This is a genomic window from Marinobacter sp. NP-4(2019) (assembly GCF_003994855.1).
Classification (GTDB): Bacteria; Pseudomonadota; Gammaproteobacteria; order Pseudomonadales; family Oleiphilaceae; genus Marinobacter.
This window is the reverse complement of the sequence record NZ_CP034142.1, coordinates 24,942-47,756: the sequence shown is the minus strand read 5'-3', so window position 1 is coordinate 47,756 and position 22,815 is coordinate 24,942. Positions and strand designations below refer to the sequence as shown.

The 22,815-nt window shown below is 60.7% G+C and carries 11 protein-coding genes; 7 read left to right on the top strand and 4 right to left on the bottom strand.

Annotated elements, in window-relative coordinates; genetic code table 11:
- Positions 1–19: 19 nt before the first annotated feature.
- A complete protein-coding gene (gene cra / locus EHN06_RS00175) occupies positions 20–1,054 on the top strand; it encodes a catabolite repressor/activator (protein WP_127329104.1) in 1,035 nt (344 codons plus the stop codon).
- On the opposite strand, the gene EHN06_RS00170 is transcribed toward cra, so the two are convergent.
- From EHN06_RS00170 to EHN06_RS00160, 3 genes are all read right to left on the bottom strand, one after another.
- The gene (locus tag EHN06_RS00170; RefSeq protein WP_127329102.1) at positions 975–3,269 is read right to left on the bottom strand and encodes an ATP-dependent DNA helicase; all 2,295 of its coding nucleotides are present in this window, start codon (positions 3,267–3,269) and stop codon (positions 975–977) included. The two genes, cra and EHN06_RS00170, sit on opposite strands and share 80 nt — an antisense overlap.
- Positions 3,266–4,972 carry a VRR-NUC domain-containing protein gene (locus tag EHN06_RS00165; RefSeq protein WP_127329100.1) on the bottom strand — a complete coding sequence of 569 codons (1,707 nt, stop codon included), beginning with the start codon at positions 4,970–4,972 and terminating at the stop codon, positions 3,266–3,268. Before EHN06_RS00165 ends, EHN06_RS00170 begins: the two co-directional genes overlap by 4 nt.
- A gap of 275 nt (positions 4,973–5,247) precedes the next feature.
- On the bottom strand, positions 5,248–5,685 hold the full coding sequence (locus EHN06_RS00160) for a DUF4864 domain-containing protein (protein ID WP_127329098.1): 438 nt from the start codon (positions 5,683–5,685) through the stop codon (positions 5,248–5,250).
- A gap of 136 nt (positions 5,686–5,821) precedes the next feature.
- On the opposite strand from EHN06_RS00160, the gene recC reads away from it, so the two are divergent.
- Genes recC through recD form a run of 3 tightly spaced genes read left to right on the top strand, consistent with a single transcriptional unit; the run spans position 5,822 to position 15,392 of the window.
- The gene (gene recC / locus EHN06_RS00155; RefSeq protein WP_127329096.1) at positions 5,822–9,415 is read left to right on the top strand and encodes an exodeoxyribonuclease V subunit gamma; all 3,594 of its coding nucleotides are present in this window, start codon (positions 5,822–5,824) and stop codon (positions 9,413–9,415) included.
- Complete coding sequence (gene recB, locus EHN06_RS00150; protein ID WP_127329094.1) at positions 9,412–13,134, top strand: exodeoxyribonuclease V subunit beta; 3,723 nt, start codon at positions 9,412–9,414, stop codon at positions 13,132–13,134. Before recC ends, recB begins: the two co-directional genes overlap by 4 nt.
- A complete protein-coding gene (recD, locus tag EHN06_RS00145; protein WP_127329092.1) occupies positions 13,131–15,392 on the top strand; it encodes an exodeoxyribonuclease V subunit alpha in 2,262 nt (753 codons plus the stop codon). The genes recB and recD overlap by 4 nt, the downstream gene beginning before the upstream one ends.
- Before the next feature lie 118 nt (positions 15,393–15,510).
- On the opposite strand, the gene EHN06_RS00140 is transcribed toward recD, so the two are convergent.
- A complete protein-coding gene (locus EHN06_RS00140; protein ID WP_127329090.1) occupies positions 15,511–17,304 on the bottom strand; it encodes an ABCB family ABC transporter ATP-binding protein/permease in 1,794 nt (597 codons plus the stop codon).
- Positions 17,305–17,560: 256 nt separating this feature from the next.
- On the opposite strand from EHN06_RS00140, the gene EHN06_RS00135 reads away from it, so the two are divergent.
- The 3 genes from EHN06_RS00135 to EHN06_RS00125 all read left to right on the top strand — a co-directional run bounded on the left by EHN06_RS00135 (position 17,561) and on the right by EHN06_RS00125 (position 22,804).
- Positions 17,561–19,315 carry an ABC transporter transmembrane domain-containing protein gene (locus EHN06_RS00135; RefSeq protein ID WP_127329088.1) on the top strand — a complete coding sequence of 585 codons (1,755 nt, stop codon included), beginning with the start codon at positions 17,561–17,563 and terminating at the stop codon, positions 19,313–19,315.
- 116 nt (positions 19,316–19,431) lie between these two features.
- A complete protein-coding gene (gene gabT / locus EHN06_RS00130) occupies positions 19,432–20,709 on the top strand; it encodes a 4-aminobutyrate--2-oxoglutarate transaminase (RefSeq protein WP_127329086.1) in 1,278 nt (425 codons plus the stop codon).
- Between the two features lie 376 nt (positions 20,710–21,085).
- Positions 21,086–22,804 (top strand): carbohydrate-binding module family 20 domain-containing protein, encoded by a 1,719-nt coding sequence (locus EHN06_RS00125; protein ID WP_127329084.1) that lies wholly within the window; start codon positions 21,086–21,088, stop codon positions 22,802–22,804.
- Positions 22,805–22,815: the final 11 nt, after the last annotated feature.

The window sequence follows — 22,815 nt, the reverse complement described above, 5'->3', positions numbered from 1 at the left end:
GACCACGGAGTTGCCGCCCATGACACTTGCCGAACTTGCCCGCCTTGCCGGTGTATCAAGAACCACTGCCAGCTATGTCATCAATGGCCAGGGGGCGGCGCGGCGAATCAAGCCGGACACCATCGACAAGGTTCTGGCCGTTGCCCGCGAACATAATTTCCAGCCAGATACCCAGGCCGCTGCCCTGCGTGGAGGTGCCAGCCGGACCCTCGGTTTTATCCTGCCGGACCTGGAGAACACCAGTTACGCACGGCTGGCCAAGCTGCTGGAGCAAGGCGCCCGGGCCCAGGGCTACCAGTTGCTGATTGCCGGTTCGGACGATAACCCGGACACCGAAAAGGCCTTGGCCCAGGCCCTCAAGGCTCGGCGCTGCGACGCGCTGATCGTGGCCAGCGCCCTGGCCCAGGACGATCCCTTCTATCCCCGATTACAGAAGGAAGGCCTGCCGGTGATTGCCGTGGACCGGGCGCAGTCACCGGACGTGATCCGCTGCGTGGTCAGCGACAACAGGACCGCTGCGCAAGCCTTGACCGAGTCGGTGCTGAACAGACATACCACAAGCATCGCCTGGCTGGACGCCGTGCCCGAGATTGCCATGACGCGGGAGCGCCGCGCGGGCTTTCTGGCCGCCGCCGGTAACGCCGGTGTCACCACTATCGTAGAGAGTGGCCCCCATTACGACCGCGCGTCCGGTGCCGCGATGATGCGCAAGATACTCAGGGAACAGGGACTTCCGGATGCCCTGGTGACCGCCTCGTACACCCTGCTCCAGGGAGTGCTGGATGTGCTGCTTGAACAACCCGGGGGACTGCCGGATACCCTGCATCTCGCCACATTCGGCGACGATCGCTTGCTGGATTTCCTGCCCATCCCGGTGAACTCCCTGCCCCAGAATCACGAAGCGATTGCCAGCGCGACACTGGAGCAGGCCATGGCGGCGATCGGTACTGGCGGTGCGGCAAACACTGTGACCATCAACCGGACCCTGAAGCTTCGACCGTCGACCCGAGGCGCGACGGATCAACAAACCACCAGCGGGGCAACAACGGGTTGATCGCCGGCTGCAAAAAACGGTCATCGATCAGCCAGATCACCCCCCGGTCCTCCGGAGTACGAATCACCCGTCCGGCAGCCTGGGCCACCTTCTGCAGACCGGGGATAAGGTAGGTGTATTGGTAACCAGCACCGAAACGCTGCTGCAAGCGGATTTTTAGAATCTCATGCCAGGCATCGAACGGCGGCAAACCCAGAGTGGCCACAAAGGCACCAATTAGTTGGTCCCCGGGCAGGTCGATGCCCTCACTGAACACCCCACCCAGGACTGCAAACGCCACACTGCCCGTCTTCTCCCGAAAACCCGCCAGAAACTCCGCCCGCTGCTGTGGACTCATGCCGGGCTGCTGGGCACGCTGGGGAATGTCCGGTGCCCCTTTGGCCAGGGTCTCACTGACCGCCCGTGCGTACTTGAAGCTGCTGAAAAACGCCAGGTAGTGACCAGGTCGTTCGCGGAATTGTCGGGCGATGAGATCCGCTATCGGCCGCAGGGAGGCATCCCGATGGGTCTGGCGGGTGCTGATGCCCGGCGTGAAGTGCACCTGTAACTGGTCCGTACTGAACGGACTCGGCAGGGAGGTGAAGCGGGTGTCCTCCGGCAAGCCCAGCAGATCCCGGTAGTAAACGCCAGGGCTCAAGGTGGCGGAGAACAACAGGACCGACTGTGCCGCCTCGAACCGCTCCCGCAGAAAATCCGCCGGTATCAGGTTCTGGATGGTGATACTGGCCCGGCCCCGACCGGTGCGCTGGAATTCGCACAGGGAGTGATCACCAAAGGAGTCCGCCAGCTTCATGAAGGCCACACTTTCAAACAGCAGTTCCTGCAAGGCGAGGTCCGGCGGGTTGTCCGCCAGATAATCGGTGAGGTTCGAGACCATGGCCTGCAAGGCCCCGAGTAGCTGGGAGGACAGGGTTTCAAAGAATACCGGGGTCTCGTCGTCCGTCTGATGATCCCGGATCAGACTCTGCCAGGCCCGGGCGGTGCGATCGATTGCCGATTTCAGCGGCCTGGGGGCGGTCTTTTTCACCTTCAGCAGTCGTTGCTGTTCCAGCCGCACGGAATACATGCCCCGGCCCCGGTCCACGAGATTGTGGGCTTCATCCACCAGTACGCTGGCCTTCCAGTTGTTCTGGCGAATCAGACCGTGGAGCAGGGCGGACTGGTCAAACAGCCGGTTCACATCGCCAATCACCACATCACACCAGCGCGCCATCTCCTTGGCGAGAAAATAGGGGCAAATGCCGTGACCTGCGGCGATCTTCGCCAATATTGCCTGATCAAGCGTGTCTTCAGTCTGTGCAGCCTCGGCCCGGGCATCCGGCAGGCGATCGAAAAAGCCTTTGGCCAACGGGCAGGAATCGCCATGGCAGGCCTTGTCCGGGTGCTCACAGGCATCGTCTTTCGACACCAGTTCCAGAGTTCTCAGCGGCCAAGGCTGGTGCTCATTCCGGGCGGAACGGAGTTTCTCCACCGCATCCATGGCCAACTGCCGGGCCGTATTGCGACAGGTGAGGTAGTACAGCCTGTCCTGGCTGGCCGCCGGCATGGCCATCAGGGCAGGGAACAGGGTGCCAAGGGTCTTGCCGAGACCGGTGGGAGCCTCCAGTAACAAAGTGCCGGACTTCACCGAATTCTTGTACACCGTTTCCGCCAACTGGCGTTGCCGCGGCCTGAATTCGGCAAAGGGAAAGGTCAATTCAGACAGCAGGGCGTCCCGCTGCTCCCGATGATGCGCTTCCTGCTCGGCCCATGCCTTGTACTGCCGGCACAGGCCTTCGAGCTCCTGCCAGAGTTCATCGGCGGTGGCGGTTTCCATCACCGGCGTTTCCTTGTCCTTGCCGGTGTCGTAATAGATCAGCGCCAGTTCCAGTGTTTTGCGGTTTTCCTGGCGGCATAGCAGGGCACCGTAGGCTCTGAGCTGGGCTCGGTGGAGCGCGCGCTGGTGTTCACGGATTCGCGACAGATCGCCCCGGTGAGTCTTGATTTCCTCCAGCCGACCACGATGGGGATTGTATACATCAGCTCGACCGGAAAGCTCCAACCCCAAGCACTCACCAGTCAGTAAGTACTCGCTTTTATAACCGTAACCACGGCGGGATTGTATTGACTGGTGGCCGGCGATGCCCTCCTCGGCACTGGGCGCCGGAGTATAGCGAAAGTCCAGATCGCCACGACGGGCGGCGAATTCACAGAGGGTGCGGATGGCTACCTTCATGGGCAGGCCTCATCCGTCTGCCAGCGCACGTAACAGACGCTCGCGGGCATACCCTCCCGGGCAAAGAACGCCAGCCAGCGGCGCTGGTGATCCTGCAGCCGGTCGCCGGGTCCCTTCACCTCGATCATCTCGTAACGCGACTCCGGGCCATCAGCGTCGGGGCGAAACCGGATCAGGTCCGGAAAGCCACTGCGGTGCTCCTTCAGGTTATTCAGCAGGCGCTCAAATAGCCGCTCCAAGTGCTGCGCCGGAATACAGTCCATGGCCATGATCAGCAGGTCTTCCGACAACACCGGCCAGACCACGAAGGGGTTGGCAATGCCCTGCTTCGCCTGCCAGGTCTCCAGAATACGCTGTCGGTAACTACCGTCCCGCAACCTTGCAAAGCACCGCTCAAACGCTGCCTGGCGCCGTTTCACAAAGTCTTCCCGCATCAGGTCCGCCGGACCGACGTGGAACGGATGAAAAAACGCGCCGGGAATGGCCGCGAAAACGGTCTTCCAGCACAGCAGGCCAAACAGGCCGTTGATCAGGGTGTTTTCCACATAGAACACCGGCGCCTCGTCGGACTCCAGATGCTGCTGGGCCGCCAGCTCCACGGAACCGATTTCGGGTTGCGGCAAGGTCAGGGTAAATTCGCGGATCGGCGGCGGTGTATCCACCACCGGCGGCGCCTCGCCCATTTTCGGCGCCAGCCGTTTCAGGATGCGTGCCAGTCCCTGGGCTTCCGCGTCACTAAGATCATTGTTGCGCCAATGCCGCGCAATCTCCCAGGCTTCCCCGTAGCGTTTCATTCGTTCCAGTAACCGAAGCTGCTTCAGCCGCGCCTCCCGGTGGTTACTGGCCGCCAACACTTCCAGCGCCAGTTCCCGCTCCCCCTGCCGCTCTGCCTGCCGGCCCAGTTCGAGCAACAACCGGTCCCGCCGACTGGCCAGCCAGGGATTAGCCGAAGGCGCGGGCACCTCGGGCCACACCTCAACGGCGGCCACCCCCTCATCCAGCCACTGCCGGCACTGGTGCATCTGCAGGTAGCAATCCACATCCGCCCGCTGATGAAAGGCCCTGGCATCGGTAGAGAAAGTCACCTGTTCGTATTGCTGATAACCCAGTTCCACCAGCACGAAATCGGTCCAGCCCTGGCGCAGGTTGCCGAAAAACATCAGGCGGATACGGTCAAACAGAGGCATTTCATGCAGCCGGACCGTTGCCGGAGCGTCATCGCCCAACCATTCATGCAAGCGCTGCGGCTCCGGGAACTGTTCGGTCAATACTTCAAGCATCCGCGCTTTGGGCAGGTTCTTTGGCAGACCCAGTTCAGTCAGTAGGTTGGCAAACACCGGCCGGAGCTCGGTGAGGGTAACCAGCCGGAACAGATCATCAATGCCAAGCAGAGGGGACGACTCCAGCCAGTGACTGTCGCTCAGTTCGGCCAAGGCGTCAGCCAGGGAGCCCGGCAGTTCCGGATAGTTCAGCTTATCCACCCGAAACAGCTCACCGGTACGCATCACCATACGCGTCAGCAATCCCCGCGCGGCGGTGGACAGGGCGAAGAACCTCCCCAGTCGGGCGAGTTCATCGGTAGTCAGCAGATCGGCGTGATGATCCGCTACCCACGACACTACGGTGTCCATGTTCTTCAGGTAATACAGAGGATCTTCAAGGTCCGCCGTCTGGGGGCGTTGGCCTCTGGATTGGGTGGTCATGGTGCTCCAGAAAACTTATCGGGGGACGCCAACGGTTGGTGTAATCGCACGATCAGGTGGGTAGGGCCTGCCAAAATACGCTGTGAATACATCCCTGTACGCTCGGCTCCGCCCTTTTGCGCTTATTGCTCCTGCGTCGCGCAAAGGTCCTGGGTAAGCCGTCCATGGCTTACCCGTGAAGTGCGTTGCACTTCACCCATGGCTCCGCACGATTTTGGCAGGCCCTACCCACCTGATCGCACTCGCTGAAACTGTACGATGACCGCAAAAAAGTCTCAAATACCCAAATCAGCCGGCTGCATCTGTACCCCACCGATCTTCCACTGACCATCAACCAGGACCATCCGGTAATAGGCATCCCAACGCTTGCCCTCCGGCCCTTTCAGGCGCACCACCTGAATCTCGAAATCACCGTGGGGGACCAGTCTCAAAAATTCGATGGCACTGGCGCGGTGGACCGCAGGGTACGACTGCTTCACCATAGCGAGGAACACTTCAGAACTGCCAAAACGCCGCTTGATACCTTCCGAAGCAACCCGCCAGGCCGCCTCGCCATCGTCGTTGGCAAACGCCTCAATCTGCCTCAGGATGGTGCCCTGAATCTCTGAATCCTTGTTATCCGCCTGAGGCGAGGCCGGTAGCAGGAAAACCAACACAGCAATCAACAACAGCACTGGAGGCCCGGTTCGGGCACGAATCAGGGACGAGGTCATAAGCGGCATCCTTTGCAGGGAACCCTACCTACAGCTTACGCCAATATTCGGTTGTCGGATGGGTTTTCGAGAAATTTCACCCGGGTTTGCGCTACTCTGTAGTCGCCACGTTTACCCGGACCCCATAAGAGCAGGTATGCCCGAGACAACCGCCATCAAACCCGGCTTTCACGCCATCCACGCCAACCACCTGGAGGATCTGCGCCGCGCCGTGGTGTACATCTGCCGCCAGAATCCCATGCCGCCTCTGGAGAGCGAAACCTTCCTGGTGCAGAGTAACGGCATTGCCCAGTGGCTGAAGCTGGCACTGGCGGAGAAGCGTTCGGAGGAAGGCACCGACGGTGGCCTGGGGATCGCCGCCGGCATGGACTTCCTGTTTCCTGCCCGTTTTATCTGGCAAGCCTACCGGGCGGTCTTGCCGGATGGCGAGGTTCCCGAGCAATCGCCGTTCGACAAGCGTCGACTGGTCTGGCGGCTGTACCGGTTATTGCCGGAACTGGTTGGCCAGGATGAAGCCTTCACCCCACTGGCCCGATTCCTGGAAGGATCCGATCCGGACCTGAGGGATTTCCAGCTGGCCGAGAAAGTGGCGGATCTGTTCGACCAGTACCAGGTGTTCCGCGCCGACTGGCTCAGTGTCTGGGAACAGGGGCGGGATGTGGTGATCACCGCCCGGGGTGAGGAAAAGCCGCTGGATGAAGAAACCCGCTGGCAACCCTTATTATGGCGCAAGGTGGTTAAAGATGTCGGTGCCGAGGCCCACACCAGCCGCTCGCAGATTCACACCCGGTTCATGGCCGAAGGCCAGCGTATCAGTGCGCCGGCCAATCCCTCCCGGCTGCCCGGACGCATTGTGGTGTTTGGTGTGTCCTCCCTGCCACGACAGGCGCTGGAAGCCCTGTACGTGCTCAGCCGCTTCAGCCAGGTGGTGCTGTGTGTCCACAACCCCAGCCAGTTCTACTGGGCGGATATCATCAGTGACCGGGAACTGCTGAAAGCCGAACGCAAACGGGGAATCGCCCACCCGACACTTTCCCACGTTGCCGATCCGGACCAGTTGCACCAGCATGCCAACCCGTTACTGGCGGCCTGGGGCAAACAGGGGCGTGATTACATCCGTCTGCTGGATGAATTCGATAATCCGGAGGAGTACCGGAGCAGCTTCCAGACCCCGGACCAGAAAATCGACATTTTCTCGGAGCACGGTGCCGGCGAGGAACCCACCCTGCTGCACCAGTTGCAGAACGACATCTACAACCTGACGCCGCTGCAGGACATCCGCGCCGAGCAGCGCGAGCTGGACCCGGGCCGGGATCATTCCCTGGTGTTTCACGATGCCCACGGGCCCCAGCGGGAAGTGGAAATCCTGCACGATCAGTTACTGGCCGCCTTTAACGCCGACCCCGCGCTGCGGCCGCGGGATGTCATCGTCATGGTGCCGGATATCAACGTGTACGCGCCCCACATCCAGGCCGTGTTCGGCCGCTACCAGGCCGGGCGCAAACGGCATATTCCCTTCACAATTTCCGACCAGGGCCAGCGCCACCATGAACCGGTGCTGATTGCCCTGGAAACACTGATGTCACTACCCCGCAGCCGCTTCGGCGTAAGTGAAATCATCAGCCTGCTGGAAGTGCCGGGCATCCGTGATCGCTTTGCTATAACCGAGGACGAGATACCCCTGGCCCGGCGCTGGGTGGAAGGCGCCAACATCCGCTGGGGTCTGCACGGCAGGCACCGGGCAAGCCTGGAACTGCCGGCCGAGCTGGAACGTAACACCTGGCAGTCGGGACTGAGGTCGATGCTGCTGGGTTACAGCATGGGAGAGGATGAACCCTGGGCCGGGGTGGAACCCTACGGCGAGATCGGCGGGCTTCAGGCCAGCCTGGCCGGGCGCCTCAGCGAGTTCGTCCACCAGCTGGAATCCCTGTGGCAGGCGTTACAGGAATCGCGCACGGCGATAGCCTGGGAAGCCCTGCTTTCCGACATGCTGACGCGTTTTTTCCACAAGGTATCCGGCAGCGATCTGTTACTGCTCAACCGCTTCCGCCGCCAGCTGGAACAATGGCTGGAAGATGCCCTGGCCGCCGGGCTGGAACATCAGTCCCTGCCCTTGAACATCGTCAAGGATGTGCTGCTGGAAGGCCTTGATGAAGGCGGCCTGAACCAGCGCTTCCTGGCCGGCAAGGTGAACTTCGCCACCCTGATGCCGATGCGGGCCATTCCCTTCCGCAAGGTGTGCCTGCTGGGCATGAACGATGGCGATTACCCCCGTTCCCGACCGCCGGTGGATTTCGATCTGATGGCCCAGGATTACCGGCCGGGGGACCGTTCCCGCCGCGAGGACGACCGTTACCTGTTCCTCGAAGCCCTGTTGTCGGCACGGGAACAGTTATACATCAGTTGGGTCGGCCGCAGTATCAGGGACGATTCCGAGCGGCCACCCTCGGTACTGGTGGGCCAGCTGCGGGACCATCTGGACAGTCTGTGGCAGGTCACCGGCCAGCCATCCCGACCGGTCACCCAAGCCCTGACCACGCAGCATCCGCTGCAACCGTTCAGCCGCGATTACTTCCCCAAAGCCAATGGGATCGGCGAGGGCGAGGATAGCCCGCCAAGACCGTTGGCCGAGGTGTTGCAGGCCCGCACACTGTTTACCTACGAAGGGGAATGGCGCTGCGCCCATGGCAATGAAGCGACAGAACAGACTCAGGATGCCCTACCGTATCAGCCCCCGGAAGAGCCCATCACCCTGAACGACCTGTCGGGGTTCCTGAAAAAGCCCATCGACACCTTTTACCAGCGACGCCTGCAGGTGCGCTTTGAGGATGTGGAAGACGAGGACACCGACAACGAGAACTTCGACCTCAACGGCCTGGACCGCTGGCGACTGGACAACGAACTGATCCGGGAGGGCCTGATGAAGGCCGGCACGGAAGAAGATCTGCATGAACGGCTGGAAGCCACCCTGGATCGCATGGCCCGGCGCGGTGACCTGGGCATGGGGGTCACTGAGCACCGGCTGCGCACCGAGCTGTCCGGACGTCTGCCGGATCTGTTCGAGCGCTATCAAACCGCATTGGCCGACTGGCCGGAGGCGGTCAGCGAACCGCTACCGTTCGACTACCGCTTCAGCAACGCCACCGGCGCTGTCGAGGTGCTGGACCTGATCGATGGCCTGCGCTGTAACCACGAAGGCCAACTGTGCCGGCTGGTGGTGGCCAGTTCCGGGCTGTTGACCGGCTCCGGCTACAGCAAGAAGGTACGCTACGCCAACCTGATGCGGGACTGGGTGATGCACCTGGCCGGTCAGCTCACCGGACAGCCGTTTGAAACCCTGATCCTGGGCAAGGAAGAGGGTCGCAAGTTCCGCTTCGCCCCGATGGAGCGGAAGCAGGCACAGGCGCACCTGGATGCCATCATCGCGCGCTGGATGGAGGCCACCACCCGGGCCCTGCCCATTCACTGCGAAGCCGGCTTCGCCTGGATATACAGCTTCTACCAGAGCAAGAAGTTCCTTGGTGACCACGAACGGGCGATCAGCGATGCGGAGCAGGCCTACACCACTGCACTGGAGCGGGACACCGGTTACCTGAGAGGGGCGTTTGAGAGTGCGGAGTTACTGATGGCCAGTGGTGAATTCGAGGCATTGCTGCACTCCCTCTACGTGCCCCTGTGGGAAGCGGAACAGGGCAAGTCCGCCGCCGAACAGATTGAGGGCCAGGCATGAGCAACAACATGACCAATCGCAATCCCAATCTGGATCCCTTGACGCTGCCCCTGAACGGCAGCACCCTGATTGAAGCCAGTGCTGGTACTGGCAAGACCTTCACCATCGCTATTCTGTATGTGCGCCTGGTACTGGGCCACGATCAGCCGGAGGACAGTCCGCTGGCACAGGGGATCCTGCCGCCAAACCTGCTTGTGGTGACCTTTACCGACGCTGCCACCAAGGAACTGCGGGACCGTATCCGCACCCGGCTGACCCAGGCCGCCGAGGTGTTTTCAGACGCCGCGGACGTCGCAGCGCCATCAGCGGAAACCGCGCTGATCCATCAGCTTCGCGATGACAGTTACCCGGACCCGGCCACCTGGCCGGAATGCCGCAAGAAGCTGTTGCTGGCCGCCGAGTGGATGGACGAAGCCGCCGTCTCCACAATCCACGGCTGGTGCAATCGCATGCTCAGCGAACACGCCTTCGACAGCGGCAGCCTGTTCAAGCTCACCCTGGAGACCGACCAGAGCGACCTGCTGGACGAAGTCGTCCGCGACTACTGGCGCACCTTCATCTACCCCTTGTCCTCGGTGTTGATGGACGAAGCCCTCAGCCACTGGAAAACCCCGGATGACCTGCGCAAATCGGTGCGCAACCTGATCACCGACGCGGACAACCTGGACGCACCCACCGGCGATGTGAAACAGGCCATCGAACAGACCGTCAGCCAACGCCAGCAACGGGCCCGGGAACTGAAGGCCTATGACTGGGCCAACTGGAAACCCGAGGTGGTGGAGCTGCTGACAACGCTCAACAAGAGCAAACGGCTCCACGGCGGCAGCATGAAGCCAATGATTGCTGCCTGGGATACCCTGCTGGAGTGGGCGGCTTCGGACGAACTCTATCCCCAGGGTCTGGACAAGGCCGGATTCCAGAACCAGACACCGGCCATTCTGCCCAGCAAGCTCAAGGGCGAGGAGCCGGCGCCACACCATCCCGCGTTCGAGGCCATTGCCGAACTGGTGGCCTTCAGCCAGAACCTGCCCAGTGCCGAGTCGGATATTCTCAGACACGCCAGCCACTGGATTGCCCAACGGCTCGAATCGGAAAAACAGAAACGCTCGGAGATGGGCTTCGACGACCTTCTGACCCGCCTCGACGACGCCTTGCACGGCCCCCGTGGCGAGCAACTGGCGGCCACCATCCGCCGCCAGTTCCCGGTGGCGCTGATCGACGAATTCCAGGACACCGACCCGGTGCAGTACCGCATCTTCAATCGTGTCTACCAAGTGGCGGACAACGATCCGCACACCTGCATGCTGATGATCGGTGACCCGAAACAGGCCATCTATGGGTTCCGCGGCGCGGACATCCATACCTACCTGGAAGCCCGCAAGGGTGCCCGGGAGCGTACTTACACCCTGGGCCGCAACTTCCGTTCCGCCGAAGCCATGGTGAAAGCGGTCAACCGGGTGTTCGAGCATGGCGACCAGAACAGCCGTGACGGTGCCTTCCTGTTCGGCAAGGGTGATACCTCGCCACTGCCGTTCCAGGGCGTGGACGCTAACGGTACCAGACGCCTGTGGTCGGTCCAGGGCGAAATCCAGCCGAGTCTCACCTTCTGGTCGCTGGAATCGGACGAAGAGGACAAGACCGGAAACCGCAAGGGACTGGCCAAAGGGGCAGCGACCTCCGATATCGCGGAAACCTGTGCCAGTGAAATTGCCCGATTGCTGAGTCTGGGGCAGGCGGGCCAGGCTGGATTCGCACTGGCGGGAAACCCGTCGGACCTCGAACCGGTACAACCCAAAGACATCGCCATTCTGGTTAACAACCGCAACGAGGCCAGTGCTGTGCGGGACGCCCTCGGACGACGCCAGATCAAGAGTGTGTACCTGTCCGACCGGGATTCGGTCCTGACCTCCCCGGAAGCAAAAGAGATGCTGTGCTGGCTCAAGGCCTTCGCCGAACCCCGGCAACTGGCCTACGCCCGGGCCTCGCTGGCCACCCCGACGCTGGGCCAGTCCTGGCAGAGCCTCAACCGGCTACTGACCGACGAAATTGCCCTGGAGCGGGAAATCGAACGCTTTATGGGTTACCAGCAGCAATGGCAGCAGCAGGGTGTGCTGCCCATGCTGCGCAGCTTCCTGATGGATTTCGAGGTGCCTGGCCGGTTGCTCCAACGGCCTGATGGCGAGCGCCGGCTGACCGACATCCTGCACATCGCCGAGCTGCTGCAGCAGGACAGCCTGCAACTGGATGGGGAACACGCTCTGGTGCACCACTACACCCAGATCCTGCGGGCGGCGGACGAGGAAGACGAACATCGCACCCTGCGCCTGGAAAGCGACGCCGGGCTGGTAAAGGTGATCACCGTGCACAAATCCAAGGGTCTGGAATACCCGTTGGTTTTCCTGCCCTTCGGCACAGCATTTCGTGCCGAGAACGAGAAACAGGCCTTTGTCCGTTATCACGATGACAGCGGCCAGCTCACCACCGTGTTCGACCCCACCCCGGACGACGTGGCACGGGCCGACCGGGAACGACTGGGTGAAGACATCCGCAAACTCTACGTGGCGCTGACCCGCGCCCGTTTTGCCACCTGGGTCGGCGTAGCAGCGATCGACAACTGGCCCCTCAGCGGCCTGGGCTATCTGATAGGCGGGGAGGGTGAACCACACTCCGTCAGCAACTGCCTGAACCAATTGGCGAACGGCCACCCGGCGATATCGGTCATGCCGTTGCCGGAGACCACCGACAACCACTACACCGAAGCCGCACCGGAAGCCCTGGGACCTGCGCTGATTTCCACCCGCGAAGCGAGGGAGGAGTGGTGGATCGCCAGTTACTCCTCCATCGAGTACACAGGTATGGCCGGAACCGGCATCGTATTCAGCGGGGAAGTGGAGGACGCAGAAACCCAGAACCTTCTGGAAGAAAGCGCCCAGGACGAGGTCGAAGAAACCGTCGTTCCGGCGACCCGCAACCACCACCATTTCCCCAAAGGTGCCGGCCCGGGCACCTTCCTGCACGAATTGCTGGAGTGGTGTACCCAGCAGGGATTCCAACAGGTTGTGGATAACCCGGCGCAACTGCGGGAACAGCTCACTCGCCGATGCAGCACCCGTGGCTGGAGCGAGTGGATAGAGCCCTTGGAGCAGTGGCTGCTGGCGCTGATCCGCCAACCGTTTCCCCTGAGCAGAACCGGCCATCAGACCACCAGCCTGGCGGAACTGACGACGCTGCGCCCGGAACTGGAGTTCTGGTTCGAGAGTTGCCATGTCAGTACCCGGGCCATGGACCAGTTGATCACTCACCATACCCTCAACGGCGCCGACCGGCCCCAGGTGAACGACCGCAGCTTCAACGGCATGCTCAAGGGTTTTATCGACCTGGTGTTTGAACACGACGGGCAGTATTACGTGCTGGACTATAAGTCCAATACACTCGGCGACAACGACCTTGCCTATACCGACCAGGCCATGGGTGAGGCGATCCTGGAGAAGCGCTACGACCTGCAGTACATCCTTTACCTGCTGGCCCTGCACCGGTTGCTGAAGGCCCGGCTGCCGGATTATGACTACGATACCCACATCGGGGGTGCCGTGTACCTGTTCCTGCGAGGGGTGAATGCCCCCACCGCCGGCGCCTTCACCGACAAACCGCCAAGGACACTGATCGAGCAACTGGATGCGATGTTTGACGGCAACACGCCAGGGGAGGTCGCTGCATGAGCCGGACCCGTTACTCCGACAACCAGTTCACCTTCGATCTTGGCGATGACGATCAAAGCCCTGCGCAGTCATCATCTACGGCCCCGTCAGCCCCAGCCATCGATACCCGCAAGCTGCTGGCCAGCCTCGACCGGACCGAAGCGTTATTACAGCAGTGGCAACAGGCCGAGTGGATTCGCCCGCTGGATGTCGGATTTGCCCGGCTGATTCGCACCCTCCTGGAAGAGCAGGGCGACGCGCCACCACCCTTGTTGCTGTTACTGGCAGCACTCACTTCGCATCAGGTCGGTCGCGGTCATGTATGTATTGATCTTGCCACCTTGCTGTCTGACGCCGGCGCCATCCTGTCACTGCCGCCGGAGGAACCGGGCACGGACACACTGAGGGATTCCGAAACCGCGGATCTGAGCCAGCTTGCTCCCGGCGATGTGCTGGCCAGCGTCTCCCTTCAGGATTGTCTATCCGCACTGCGCAATACATCAGCAGTCAGTGATGGCTCACTGACTACACCGATGGTGCTGAACGATACGCGGCTTTACCTGCGCAGGTTCTGGCGTTACGAACAGCGAATTGCCGAGGGCATCCAGCAACGGCTGGCGTTGCCATCACCACTGGCGGACCCGACCTCGGCATCCGCCAGTACCCTGTCGCGGGCGCTGGGTTGTCTGTTCCAACCCCAACAGGATGTGGATTACCAGAAACTGGCCTGCGCCCTGGCCGCCCGCAACCGGTTTGCGGTGGTTACCGGTGGTCCCGGGACCGGCAAGACCACCACCGTGGTGAACCTGCTGGCGGCCCTGCAGTCGGTGGCCGGCGAATCCCCGGAACGGGCCGGTCGCAAGTACCGCATTCGTCTGGCCGCGCCCACCGGCAAAGCCGCCGCGAGGCTAAACGAATCCATCGGTGGTGCGGTCAGCCGCCTGCCGCTGGAGGCATTGCCCGGCCAGGTAGTGCTGGACGACATTCCCACCAAGGTCACCACGCTGCATCGTCTGCTCGGCAGCCGGCCGGACACCCGAAAATTCCGCCACAATCGGGACAATCCACTGCTGGTGGATATCCTGGTGATCGACGAAGCGTCCATGGTGGATGTGGACCTGATGGCCTCGGTATTTGATGCCCTGCCCAGCCACGCCCAACTGATCCTGCTGGGCGACAAGGACCAGCTGGCATCGGTGGATGCCGGCGCCGTTCTGGGTGAATTGTGCCAGCGAGCGACAGAGGCCCATTACACCCCGGACACTGCCCAGTGGCTGCAGGCCATCACCGGCGACCGGGTGCCAGACCCGCGGATTGATTCCCAGGGCCAGGTGCTCGACCAGGCGGTGGCGATGCTGCGCACGAGCTACCGCTTCAGTGAGGACAGCGGTATTCGCAAACTGGCGGAGGCGGTCAACACCAATACCCTGGATGCAGCGCTATTGCGACAGTGCCGCGACGGGGGCTTTGATGATGTCATCTGGCTGAACGGTCGCACCGCCAGACCAGCCCTCGACGACACCCTGGAACTGGTCTGTACCCATGCGGTCAGCGGCACGCCGGACGCCTTTCACAATCAGGGCCAGGGCCGGAAGGTCAACCAGCAGATCCTGCCGCCACCGGTCGGGTATCGTCACTATCTGGAACGGATGAATCAACATCGGTTAACGGCCGCCAGCCCACGTGAAGACTGGGACAAACTAGCGGGCGACGTACTGGCCGCCTTTAACGATTTCCAGATTCTCTGTGCCCTGCGCAAGGGTCCCTGGGGTGTGGAAGGCCTCAACGACCGGGTGGCGCAGCAGTTGCTGGGGGAAAAACTGATTCCTCGCGCGGAAGGCTGGTACGCCGGGCGACCGGTGTTGATCACCGGCAATGATTACAACCTGGGCCTGATGAACGGGGATATCGGTATCACCTTCAGTGTGCCCTGGGACCGGAGCGAGTCCGGTGAGCCCAGGTTCACGTTGCGGGTCGCGTTTCCCAGTGGGGACGGTACCGACAGCATACGCTGGATATCCCCGAGCCGGCTGCAACAGCTGGAAACCGTGTACGCAATGACCGTGCACAAATCCCAGGGCTCGGAATTCAACCACACCTGCCTGGTACTACCAGACCGGCTCAGCCCGGTGATGACCCGGGAACTGGTCTATACCGGCATCACCCGGGCGAAGAACTGGTTCAGCCTGATCACCGGTGACGCCCAGGTGCTACAGGACAGCGTCGGCCAGCGGGTTGTCCGGGCCTCCGGGCTGGCGCTGAGGCTTGGAGAACTTTAAAGGCTTGATGCGACAGTAAGGGGAGGGGCCCTTCCAAAACCGTGCGGAGCCAGGGATGGCGGAGCCCGAGCGTCACACGGATGTGCCGAAGGAGCGTGTTTTGGAAGGGCCCCTCCCCTTACTGTTCGCCACTCCGATGCTGCTGCGCCCACAGGTGGGCATAGTGGCCACCCCGGGCCAGCAGATCATTGTGATGCCCGCTTTCCACAATGCGTCCGCCGTCCATCACCAGGATGGTATCGGCATCACGGATGGTGGACAGGCGGTGGGCAATCACCAGGGTGGTGCGCTGGCGGCTGACTTCCTTCAACGCCCCGAGAATCGCCTGCTCCGACAGCGAATCCAAAGACGAGGTGGCCTCATCCAGGATCAGCAGCGGCGGGTTTTTCAGAATCACCCGGGCAATGGCCACCCGCTGCTTCTCACCGCCGGAGAGTTTCAGCCCGCGTTCACCGACCCGGGTTTCGTAGCCGTCGGGCAGGCTGTGGATAAAGTCTTCCAGGTGCGCCATACGCGCCGCCCGGTATACCTCTTCTTCACTGGCCTCTGGTCGGCCGTAGGCCAGGTTGCGATACAGGGTATCGTTGAACAGCACGGTATCCTGGGGCACCACACCAATGGCCGCGCGCAGGCTGTCCTGGGTCACCTTGCGGATATCCTGACCATCAATGGTGATAGCACCCTTGTCCACATCGAAGAAGCGGAACAGCAAGCGGGCGAGGGTGGACTTGCCGGCACCACTGGCGCCGACCACCGCCACGGTGTGACCAGCGGGAATGGAAAAGTCCACATCCTGCAGAATCGGACGATCCGGGCGGTAGGCAAAGTGGATGTGGCGGAAACACACTTCTCCGTTGTCCACTGTCAGCGCCCGGGCATCCGGATCGTCCTTAATACCCGGCGGGTCACCCAGCAGCCCGAACAGACGCTCCACGTTCACCAACGCCTGACGGATCTCCCGGTAGACAAACCCCAGGGCGTTCAGGGGGATAAACAGCTGCAACAGGTAGGCGTTGATCATGGTGAAGTCACCCAGGGTAATCTCACCGCTGGCCACCTCCCTTACCGCCATGGCCATAATGGCAATCATCGCCAGGCCGATGATCAGGGCCTGTCCGGAGTTCAGCGCCGCCAGTGATAACCGGTTTTTCAGACGGGCCTGTTCCCAGTCTTCGAGATCCTGGTCGTACAGCTGCGCCTCGAACTTTTCGTTATTGAAGTACTTCACCGTCTCGTAATTGAGCAGGCTGTCCACCGCCCGCGAATTGGACTGGTTGTCGCGGGCATTGGCTTCCCGCACAAACTTCGTGCGCCACTCGGTGACCTTGATGGAAAACACCACATAGACCACCACCGCCACCAGAATCGCCAGCACATAACCCACGTTGAACACCACAAACAGAATCCCGGCGACCATCAGGATTTCGAGCAGGGTGGGTACGATGTTGAACAGGGTAAAACGCAGCAGAAAGCTGATGCCGTTGGTGCCGCGCTCGATATCCCGGGCCAGGCCACCGGTCTTGCGGTCCAGATGAAACGCCAGTTCCCGATTATGTAGGTGTTCAAAAACCCGCAAAGACACTCGCCGCATGGCCCGTTCTGCCACTCGCGCGAAGACGGTATCCCGCAGCTCGCTGAACAGGGTGCTGCCAAAACGAAGCAGGCCATAGGCCACTACCAGCAGGACCGGAATCCACAACAACACCTCGCCATCTCGGTTCTCATCCAGGTAGTCGACGATGTACTTCAACGCTACCGGTGTGGCGACCGTTGCCAGTTTGGAGAAAACCAGAAATCCCAGGGCCAGGAACACACGGCTACGGAATTCCGCCAGATAGGGCCAGAGGCCGGCTATTACTTTCCAATCCGGTTTGTGGTCAGCAGGGTAATCATTGTCGGCGTAGGCGCGCACTTGGTCTTCCTTTGGCTTCGGAGTAGTCGAGCGTGCGGGGTGGGGACTGCCTGCCAGGACACGCTGTAAATACGTCCCTGTACGCTCGGCAAAAGCCATCCCTGGCTTTTGACGGTCCTGGCAGGCAGTCCCCACCCCGCACGCTCTTGCATAGCTGTATGATAGGTCCTATTACGAGTCCAAACCGTAATGTTGCCAGAGTCTACAGCACCCCATATCCAGGAGGCACAAAATTAACACTCGTCACCGCAAGGCCCTGAAGCTGGTTATTGGATTCATCAGCCCCTACCGTCGGGCGGTGGTTGGAGCCATGGTGGCGCTGGTCATCACTGCCGGTATTACCCTCAGCCTTGGCCAGGGTTTACGAATCCTGGTGGACCAGGGACTGGCCACCGAATCCCCCGAGAATCTGGCCCGGGCCATCGGTCTGTTTTTTGTGCTGGTGCTGGGCCTGGCGGTCGGGTCGTTTTCTCGGTTCTATCTGGTTTCCTGGATCGGGGAGCGGGTGGTGGCCGATATCCGCAAGCAAGTCTTCAACCACCTGATTGACCTTCACCCCGGCTTCTTTGAACAGAACCGGGCGCTGGAGATCCAGTCGCGGTTTACCGCCGATACCACGGTGCTGCAGTCGGTGATTGGCTCGACGATCTCGATTGCCCTGCGCAATGCCCTGATGCTGGTGGGGGGCCTGATTCTGCTGTTTGTCACCAACGCAAAACTGGCCAGTGTGATTTTTCTGGGCTTCCCACTGGTGATCATTCCGATTCTGTTTTTCGGTCGCCGGGTCCGTCAGTTATCCCGCCTCAGTCAGGACCGGGTTGCCGATGTCGGCAGTTACGTGGGAGAGAATCTGGCTCAGATCAAAACCGTTCAGGCGTTCAATCATCAGCCTCACGACCGCCATTTCTTTGCCGAAGTGTCAGAACGTGCCTTTGATATTGCCCGTGACCGTATCCGACAACGCTCCTGGCTGACCGCCCTGGCCATCGCGCTGGTGATGGGTGCGGTCGGAGTAGTACTGTGGATTGGCGGCCTGGATGTTATCCACGGTCGGATCAGCCCCGGTGAGCTGGCGGCCTTCGTGTTCTATAGCCTGCTGGTGGGTGTGGCCGCTGGCGCACTCAGTGAAGTCATCGGGGAACTTCAGCGCGCCGCTGGCTCCGCCGCGCGGCTGTTTGAACTGTTGCAGACGCCATCAGAACTGGTCAGCGAACCGCAGAACGCAACGCCTTTGCCAACCGATGTCAGTGGCCGGATCGATATTGAGGGGCTGACCTTTTGCTACCCGTCACGGCCGGAGGCACCGGCCATCCATTCCCTGAACCTTAGCATCCGGGCCGGTGAAACTCTGGCACTGGTAGGCCCTTCCGGTGCCGGGAAATCCACCCTGTTCGATCTGCTGCTGAGATTTTACGAACCGGACGCGGGTACCATCACCATCGACGGCATTCCGGCCAGCAGGCTCTCCCTGGCGGACCTGCGCCGGTGTTTCGCCCTGGTGCCCCAGAATCCGGCGCTGTTTCATGGTTCGGTGGTGGACAACATCCGCTATGCCCGGCCAACGGCTACCCTGGAAGAGGTCAGGGAGGCCGCGGTTATAGCCCACGCCGATGAATTCATCCAGGCCCTGCCACAAGGGTATGACACTCGGTTGGGGGACAGTGGGCTGGGGCTCTCGGGTGGGCAGAAACAGCGTCTGGCCATTGCCCGTGCGTTACTGGCGGATGCCCCCATTCTGCTGCTGGATGAGGCCACCAGCGCCCTGGATGCGGAAAGCGAACACCTGATTCAGCAAGCCATGCCGGTGCTGACGGCGCAACGCACCACACTGGTCATTGCTCATCGCCTGGCTACGGTTCGCGATGCCGACCGGATTGCGGTGATGGATCAGGGCAGGCTTCAGGATATTGGCCGCCATGAAGAGCTGATCCAGCGCAACCCACTGTACCAGCGCCTGGCGCAGCTGCAGTTCCGTGATTCCGGGGAGGAATCGACCACCATCCTTAATTAGTCAGTTTGTGAACTGTCACCGTACTCCTTACACTGATAGTGAGATTCCAGGGCGGCATTCCATCAAGGTCAGGTTGCCGCCGAATATTCGAACCTGATATCAGGGAGAATGGCAAAGTGAGCAATAAAGAATTGCAGGCACTCAAAGAACGCTACGTTGCGGCGGGCGCAGCAAGTCCCAATGAACAATTTGCCGACCACGCGACTAACGCGGAACTGTGGGATGCCGATGGCAACCGGATGATCGATTTTGCCGGTGGTATCGGTGTCCTTAATATCGGTCATCGTCATCCAAAGGTGGTGGAAGCGGTCAAGGCTCAGTTGGACAAACTGATGCACACCTGTCAGACGGTAATGCCCTACGAGGGTTACGTCAAACTGGCAGAGAAACTCAGCATTGTCAGTCCGGTACGCGGCCACGCCAAGGTTATGCTGGCCAACTCCGGTGCCGAGGCCCTGGAAAACGCCATCAAGATTGCCCGTGCGGCCACCGGTCGTACCAACGTGATCTGTTTTGACGGGGGCTACCACGGACGTACCTTTTACACCATGGCGATGAACGGCAAGGCCGCACCCTACCAGACCGATTTCGGGCCCATGCCGGGCACCGTCTATCGTGCTCCCTATCCTGTTCCGTATCACGGTGTCAGTGAAGACGAGGCGCTACGCGGCCTGAAGATGGCGATGAAGGCTGATTCCCCGGCAAACGACACCGCTGCGATCGTGATCGAGCCGGTATTGGGCGAGGGTGGGTTCTATGCGGCACCGGCCAGCTTCCTCAAGGCCATCCGCAAGATCTGCGACGAAAACGACATCCTGATGATTGTGGATGAGGTTCAGAGTGGCTTTGGCAGAACCGGCAAGATGTTCGCGATTGAGCACAGCGGCGTGGAGCCGGATCTGATCACCATGGCCAAGAGTATGGCGGACGGTATGCCGATTTCCGCCATCGTCGGTACCGACAATCATATGGATGCTTCCGGTCCGAACTCCCTCGGCGGTACCTACACCGGCAGCCCGACCGCCTGTGCGGCAGCCTTGGCGGTGTTCGATGTGTTCAAGGAAGAGGATATCCTGGGTAAGGCCCAGGCACTCGGCGACAAACTGAACAAGCGTTTCAGCCAGTGGCAGGACCAGTTCGAGCATGTGGATAATGTGCGCAATCTTGGTCCCATGGCTGCTTTCGAGCTGGTGGAAAGCAAGGACAGCCGTACGCCCAAGCCGGAGCTGGCAGCAGCGGTGACCAAGAAGGCCAAGGAGAAGGGGCTGATCCTGCTGAGCTGTGGCATGTACGGCAATACGTTGCGGTTCCTGATGCCGGTGACCATCGAAGATGATGTGCTGGAAGAAGGGCTCGCGATTGTGGAAGAGTGCCTGAAGGAAGTTGGGGCTTAAATCCCGTCAAACTTTCCTGAAGTCAGAGCCGGGCTATGCGCCCGGCTTTTTTTTGGTCTCCAGCATGGGGGTCAGGCATCGGTGAGGGCAGGCTTTCGGAAACACGCTTCAAGCCCATCCATGGGGCGCTTGGGCTCCGCCATCCATGGCTCTGCACAGTTTCCGAAAGCCTGCCCTCACCGATGCTTCGTACTTCTGGTGTGACCAAAAAATAGATCCTCCCTGCGACTACGCCCCTTTTTTATGACTCAAGGATGTTCTGCCTAAAGATTGCTCAATGCATGTTGCTGGTGTCAGCCAAGCGGAATAGAAAACAACCAACTTTTGGCTGAGACAACAGAATGCACCACAACAAAGACAATACAAGGAGCATGCAATGATCCCTATACATCGGTTTATCGCCGGCGCCGCCCTTGGCGTGACCATGGCGTTACCCACCCAACAGGCCCATGCCGGGGCATTTGTTCATCTGTTTGAATGGAAATGGAGCGACGTCGCTCAGGAGTGTGAGAATTTCCTCGGGCCGAAAGGGTTCAGCGCTGTGCAGGTGTCGCCGCCTCAGGAGCATATTCAGGGCGACGCATGGTGGACCCGATATCAGCCGGTCAGTTATCAGTTACAAGGGCGCAGTGGTGATGCCAGTGCCTTTGCGGATATGGTTCAGCGCTGTAATGCCGCCGGCGTGGATGTTTATGTCGATGCGGTGATCAATCATATGGCCAACGGCTCCGGAGCAGGCACCGCCGGGTCGGGTTATGACTCCGGTTCTTTCAGCTATCCCATCTACAGCAGCAACGATTTTCACTCGCCCTGTACCATCAATCCTGAAGACTACGGCAACGATGCCTGGCGGGTGCGTAACTGCCAGTTGGTGGGCTTGCCGGATCTGGATACTGCGGACAGCTACGTACAGAACACCCTCGCCGGCTATCTGAACCACCTGACATCATTGGGTGTGAAGGGCATTCGTATCGACGCCGCCAAGCATATGTCACCCTCCGACATCAGCGGCATCCTGTCGGGATTGAACGATCCGCTCTATGTGTTCCAGGAAGTAATCGACCTGGGAGGTGAAGCGGTGAGTGCCGGGGAGTATACCGGCATTTCCGATGTGACCGAATTCCGCTACAGCGCTTCCATTGGCGATGTTTTCAAGAACCAGCAACTTTCCTATCTCAACAGTTTTGGTGAGAGCTGGGGCTTCCTGGCCGGTGGGGATGCGGTGGTGTTCACCGATAACCATGACAATCAGCGGGGGCATGGTGCCGGTGGTAGCAATGTTGTGACCTACAAGGACGGCAGTGTGTACAACCTCGCCAACGTGTTCATGTTGGCGTGGCCCTACGGCTACCCGAAGGTGATGTCCAGCTACAGCTTTTCCGACGGTGATCAGGGACCGCCCGCCCAGTCCGTTTACCAAAATGGTAGTGCCCAATGCGGTGACGCCTGGGTCTGTGAACATCGCTGGAATTCCATTGCCAATATGGTGGAATTCCGGAACGTGACCGATGGTACCGGGGTATCCGGCTGGTGGGATAATGGTAACAATCAGATTGCCTTCGACCGGGGTAGCAAGGGCTTTGTGGCGATTAACCGGGAGGGGGGAAATCTCTCACGGACATTCAATACCGCACTTCCGGACGGCCAGTATCGCAACATCGCCGGCGATGGCAGCTGTGTGACAGTGCAAAACGGGCAGGTCACGCTGGATATTCCTCCGATGGAGGCAGCGGCACTGCACACAGGGGCGTCCTGTAACGGGGGCGGGACCGACGAGCCGACTGATGATGAGGGCGTTTCGGTTTCCTTCGAGTGCGCCAATGGGTCTACTGACTGGGGTCAAAGTGTGTATGTGACCGGCAACAATGACGAACTGGGCAACTGGTCGCCGGCCGACGCGCTGAAACTGGATCCGGCCAACTACCCGACCTGGAACGGTATTTTTACCATGCCTGCTAATGCCGGCATTGAGTGGAAGTGCATCAAACGTAGTGAGACCGATCCGGATAGCCAGCTAGTCTGGCAACCCGGAGACAACAACCTTCTCCAGACCGGGGACTCTGGCTCTACGGCGAGTACGTCGGGGAGCTTCTGATCCGGCTTACG

What these genes read in the sequence shown, in the direction of transcription:
- recD (WP_127329092.1), top strand. Translation starts at nt 13,131, where the DNA reads ATGAGCCGGACCCGTTACTCCGACAACCAGTTCACCTTCGATCTTGGC.
- cra (WP_127329104.1), top strand. Translation starts at nt 20, where the DNA reads ATGACACTTGCCGAACTTGCCCGCCTTGCCGGTGTATCAAGAACCACT.
- recC (WP_127329096.1), top strand. Translation starts at nt 5,822, where the DNA reads ATGCCCGAGACAACCGCCATCAAACCCGGCTTTCACGCCATCCACGCC.
- EHN06_RS00165 (WP_127329100.1), bottom strand. Translation starts at nt 4,972, where the DNA reads ATGACCACCCAATCCAGAGGCCAACGCCCCCAGACGGCGGACCTTGAA.
- EHN06_RS00125 (WP_127329084.1), top strand. Translation starts at nt 21,086, where the DNA reads ATGATCCCTATACATCGGTTTATCGCCGGCGCCGCCCTTGGCGTGACC.
- recB (WP_127329094.1), top strand. Translation starts at nt 9,412, where the DNA reads ATGAGCAACAACATGACCAATCGCAATCCCAATCTGGATCCCTTGACG.
- EHN06_RS00160 (WP_127329098.1), bottom strand. Translation starts at nt 5,685, where the DNA reads ATGACCTCGTCCCTGATTCGTGCCCGAACCGGGCCTCCAGTGCTGTTG.
- EHN06_RS00170 (WP_127329102.1), bottom strand. Translation starts at nt 3,269, where the DNA reads ATGAAGGTAGCCATCCGCACCCTCTGTGAATTCGCCGCCCGTCGTGGC.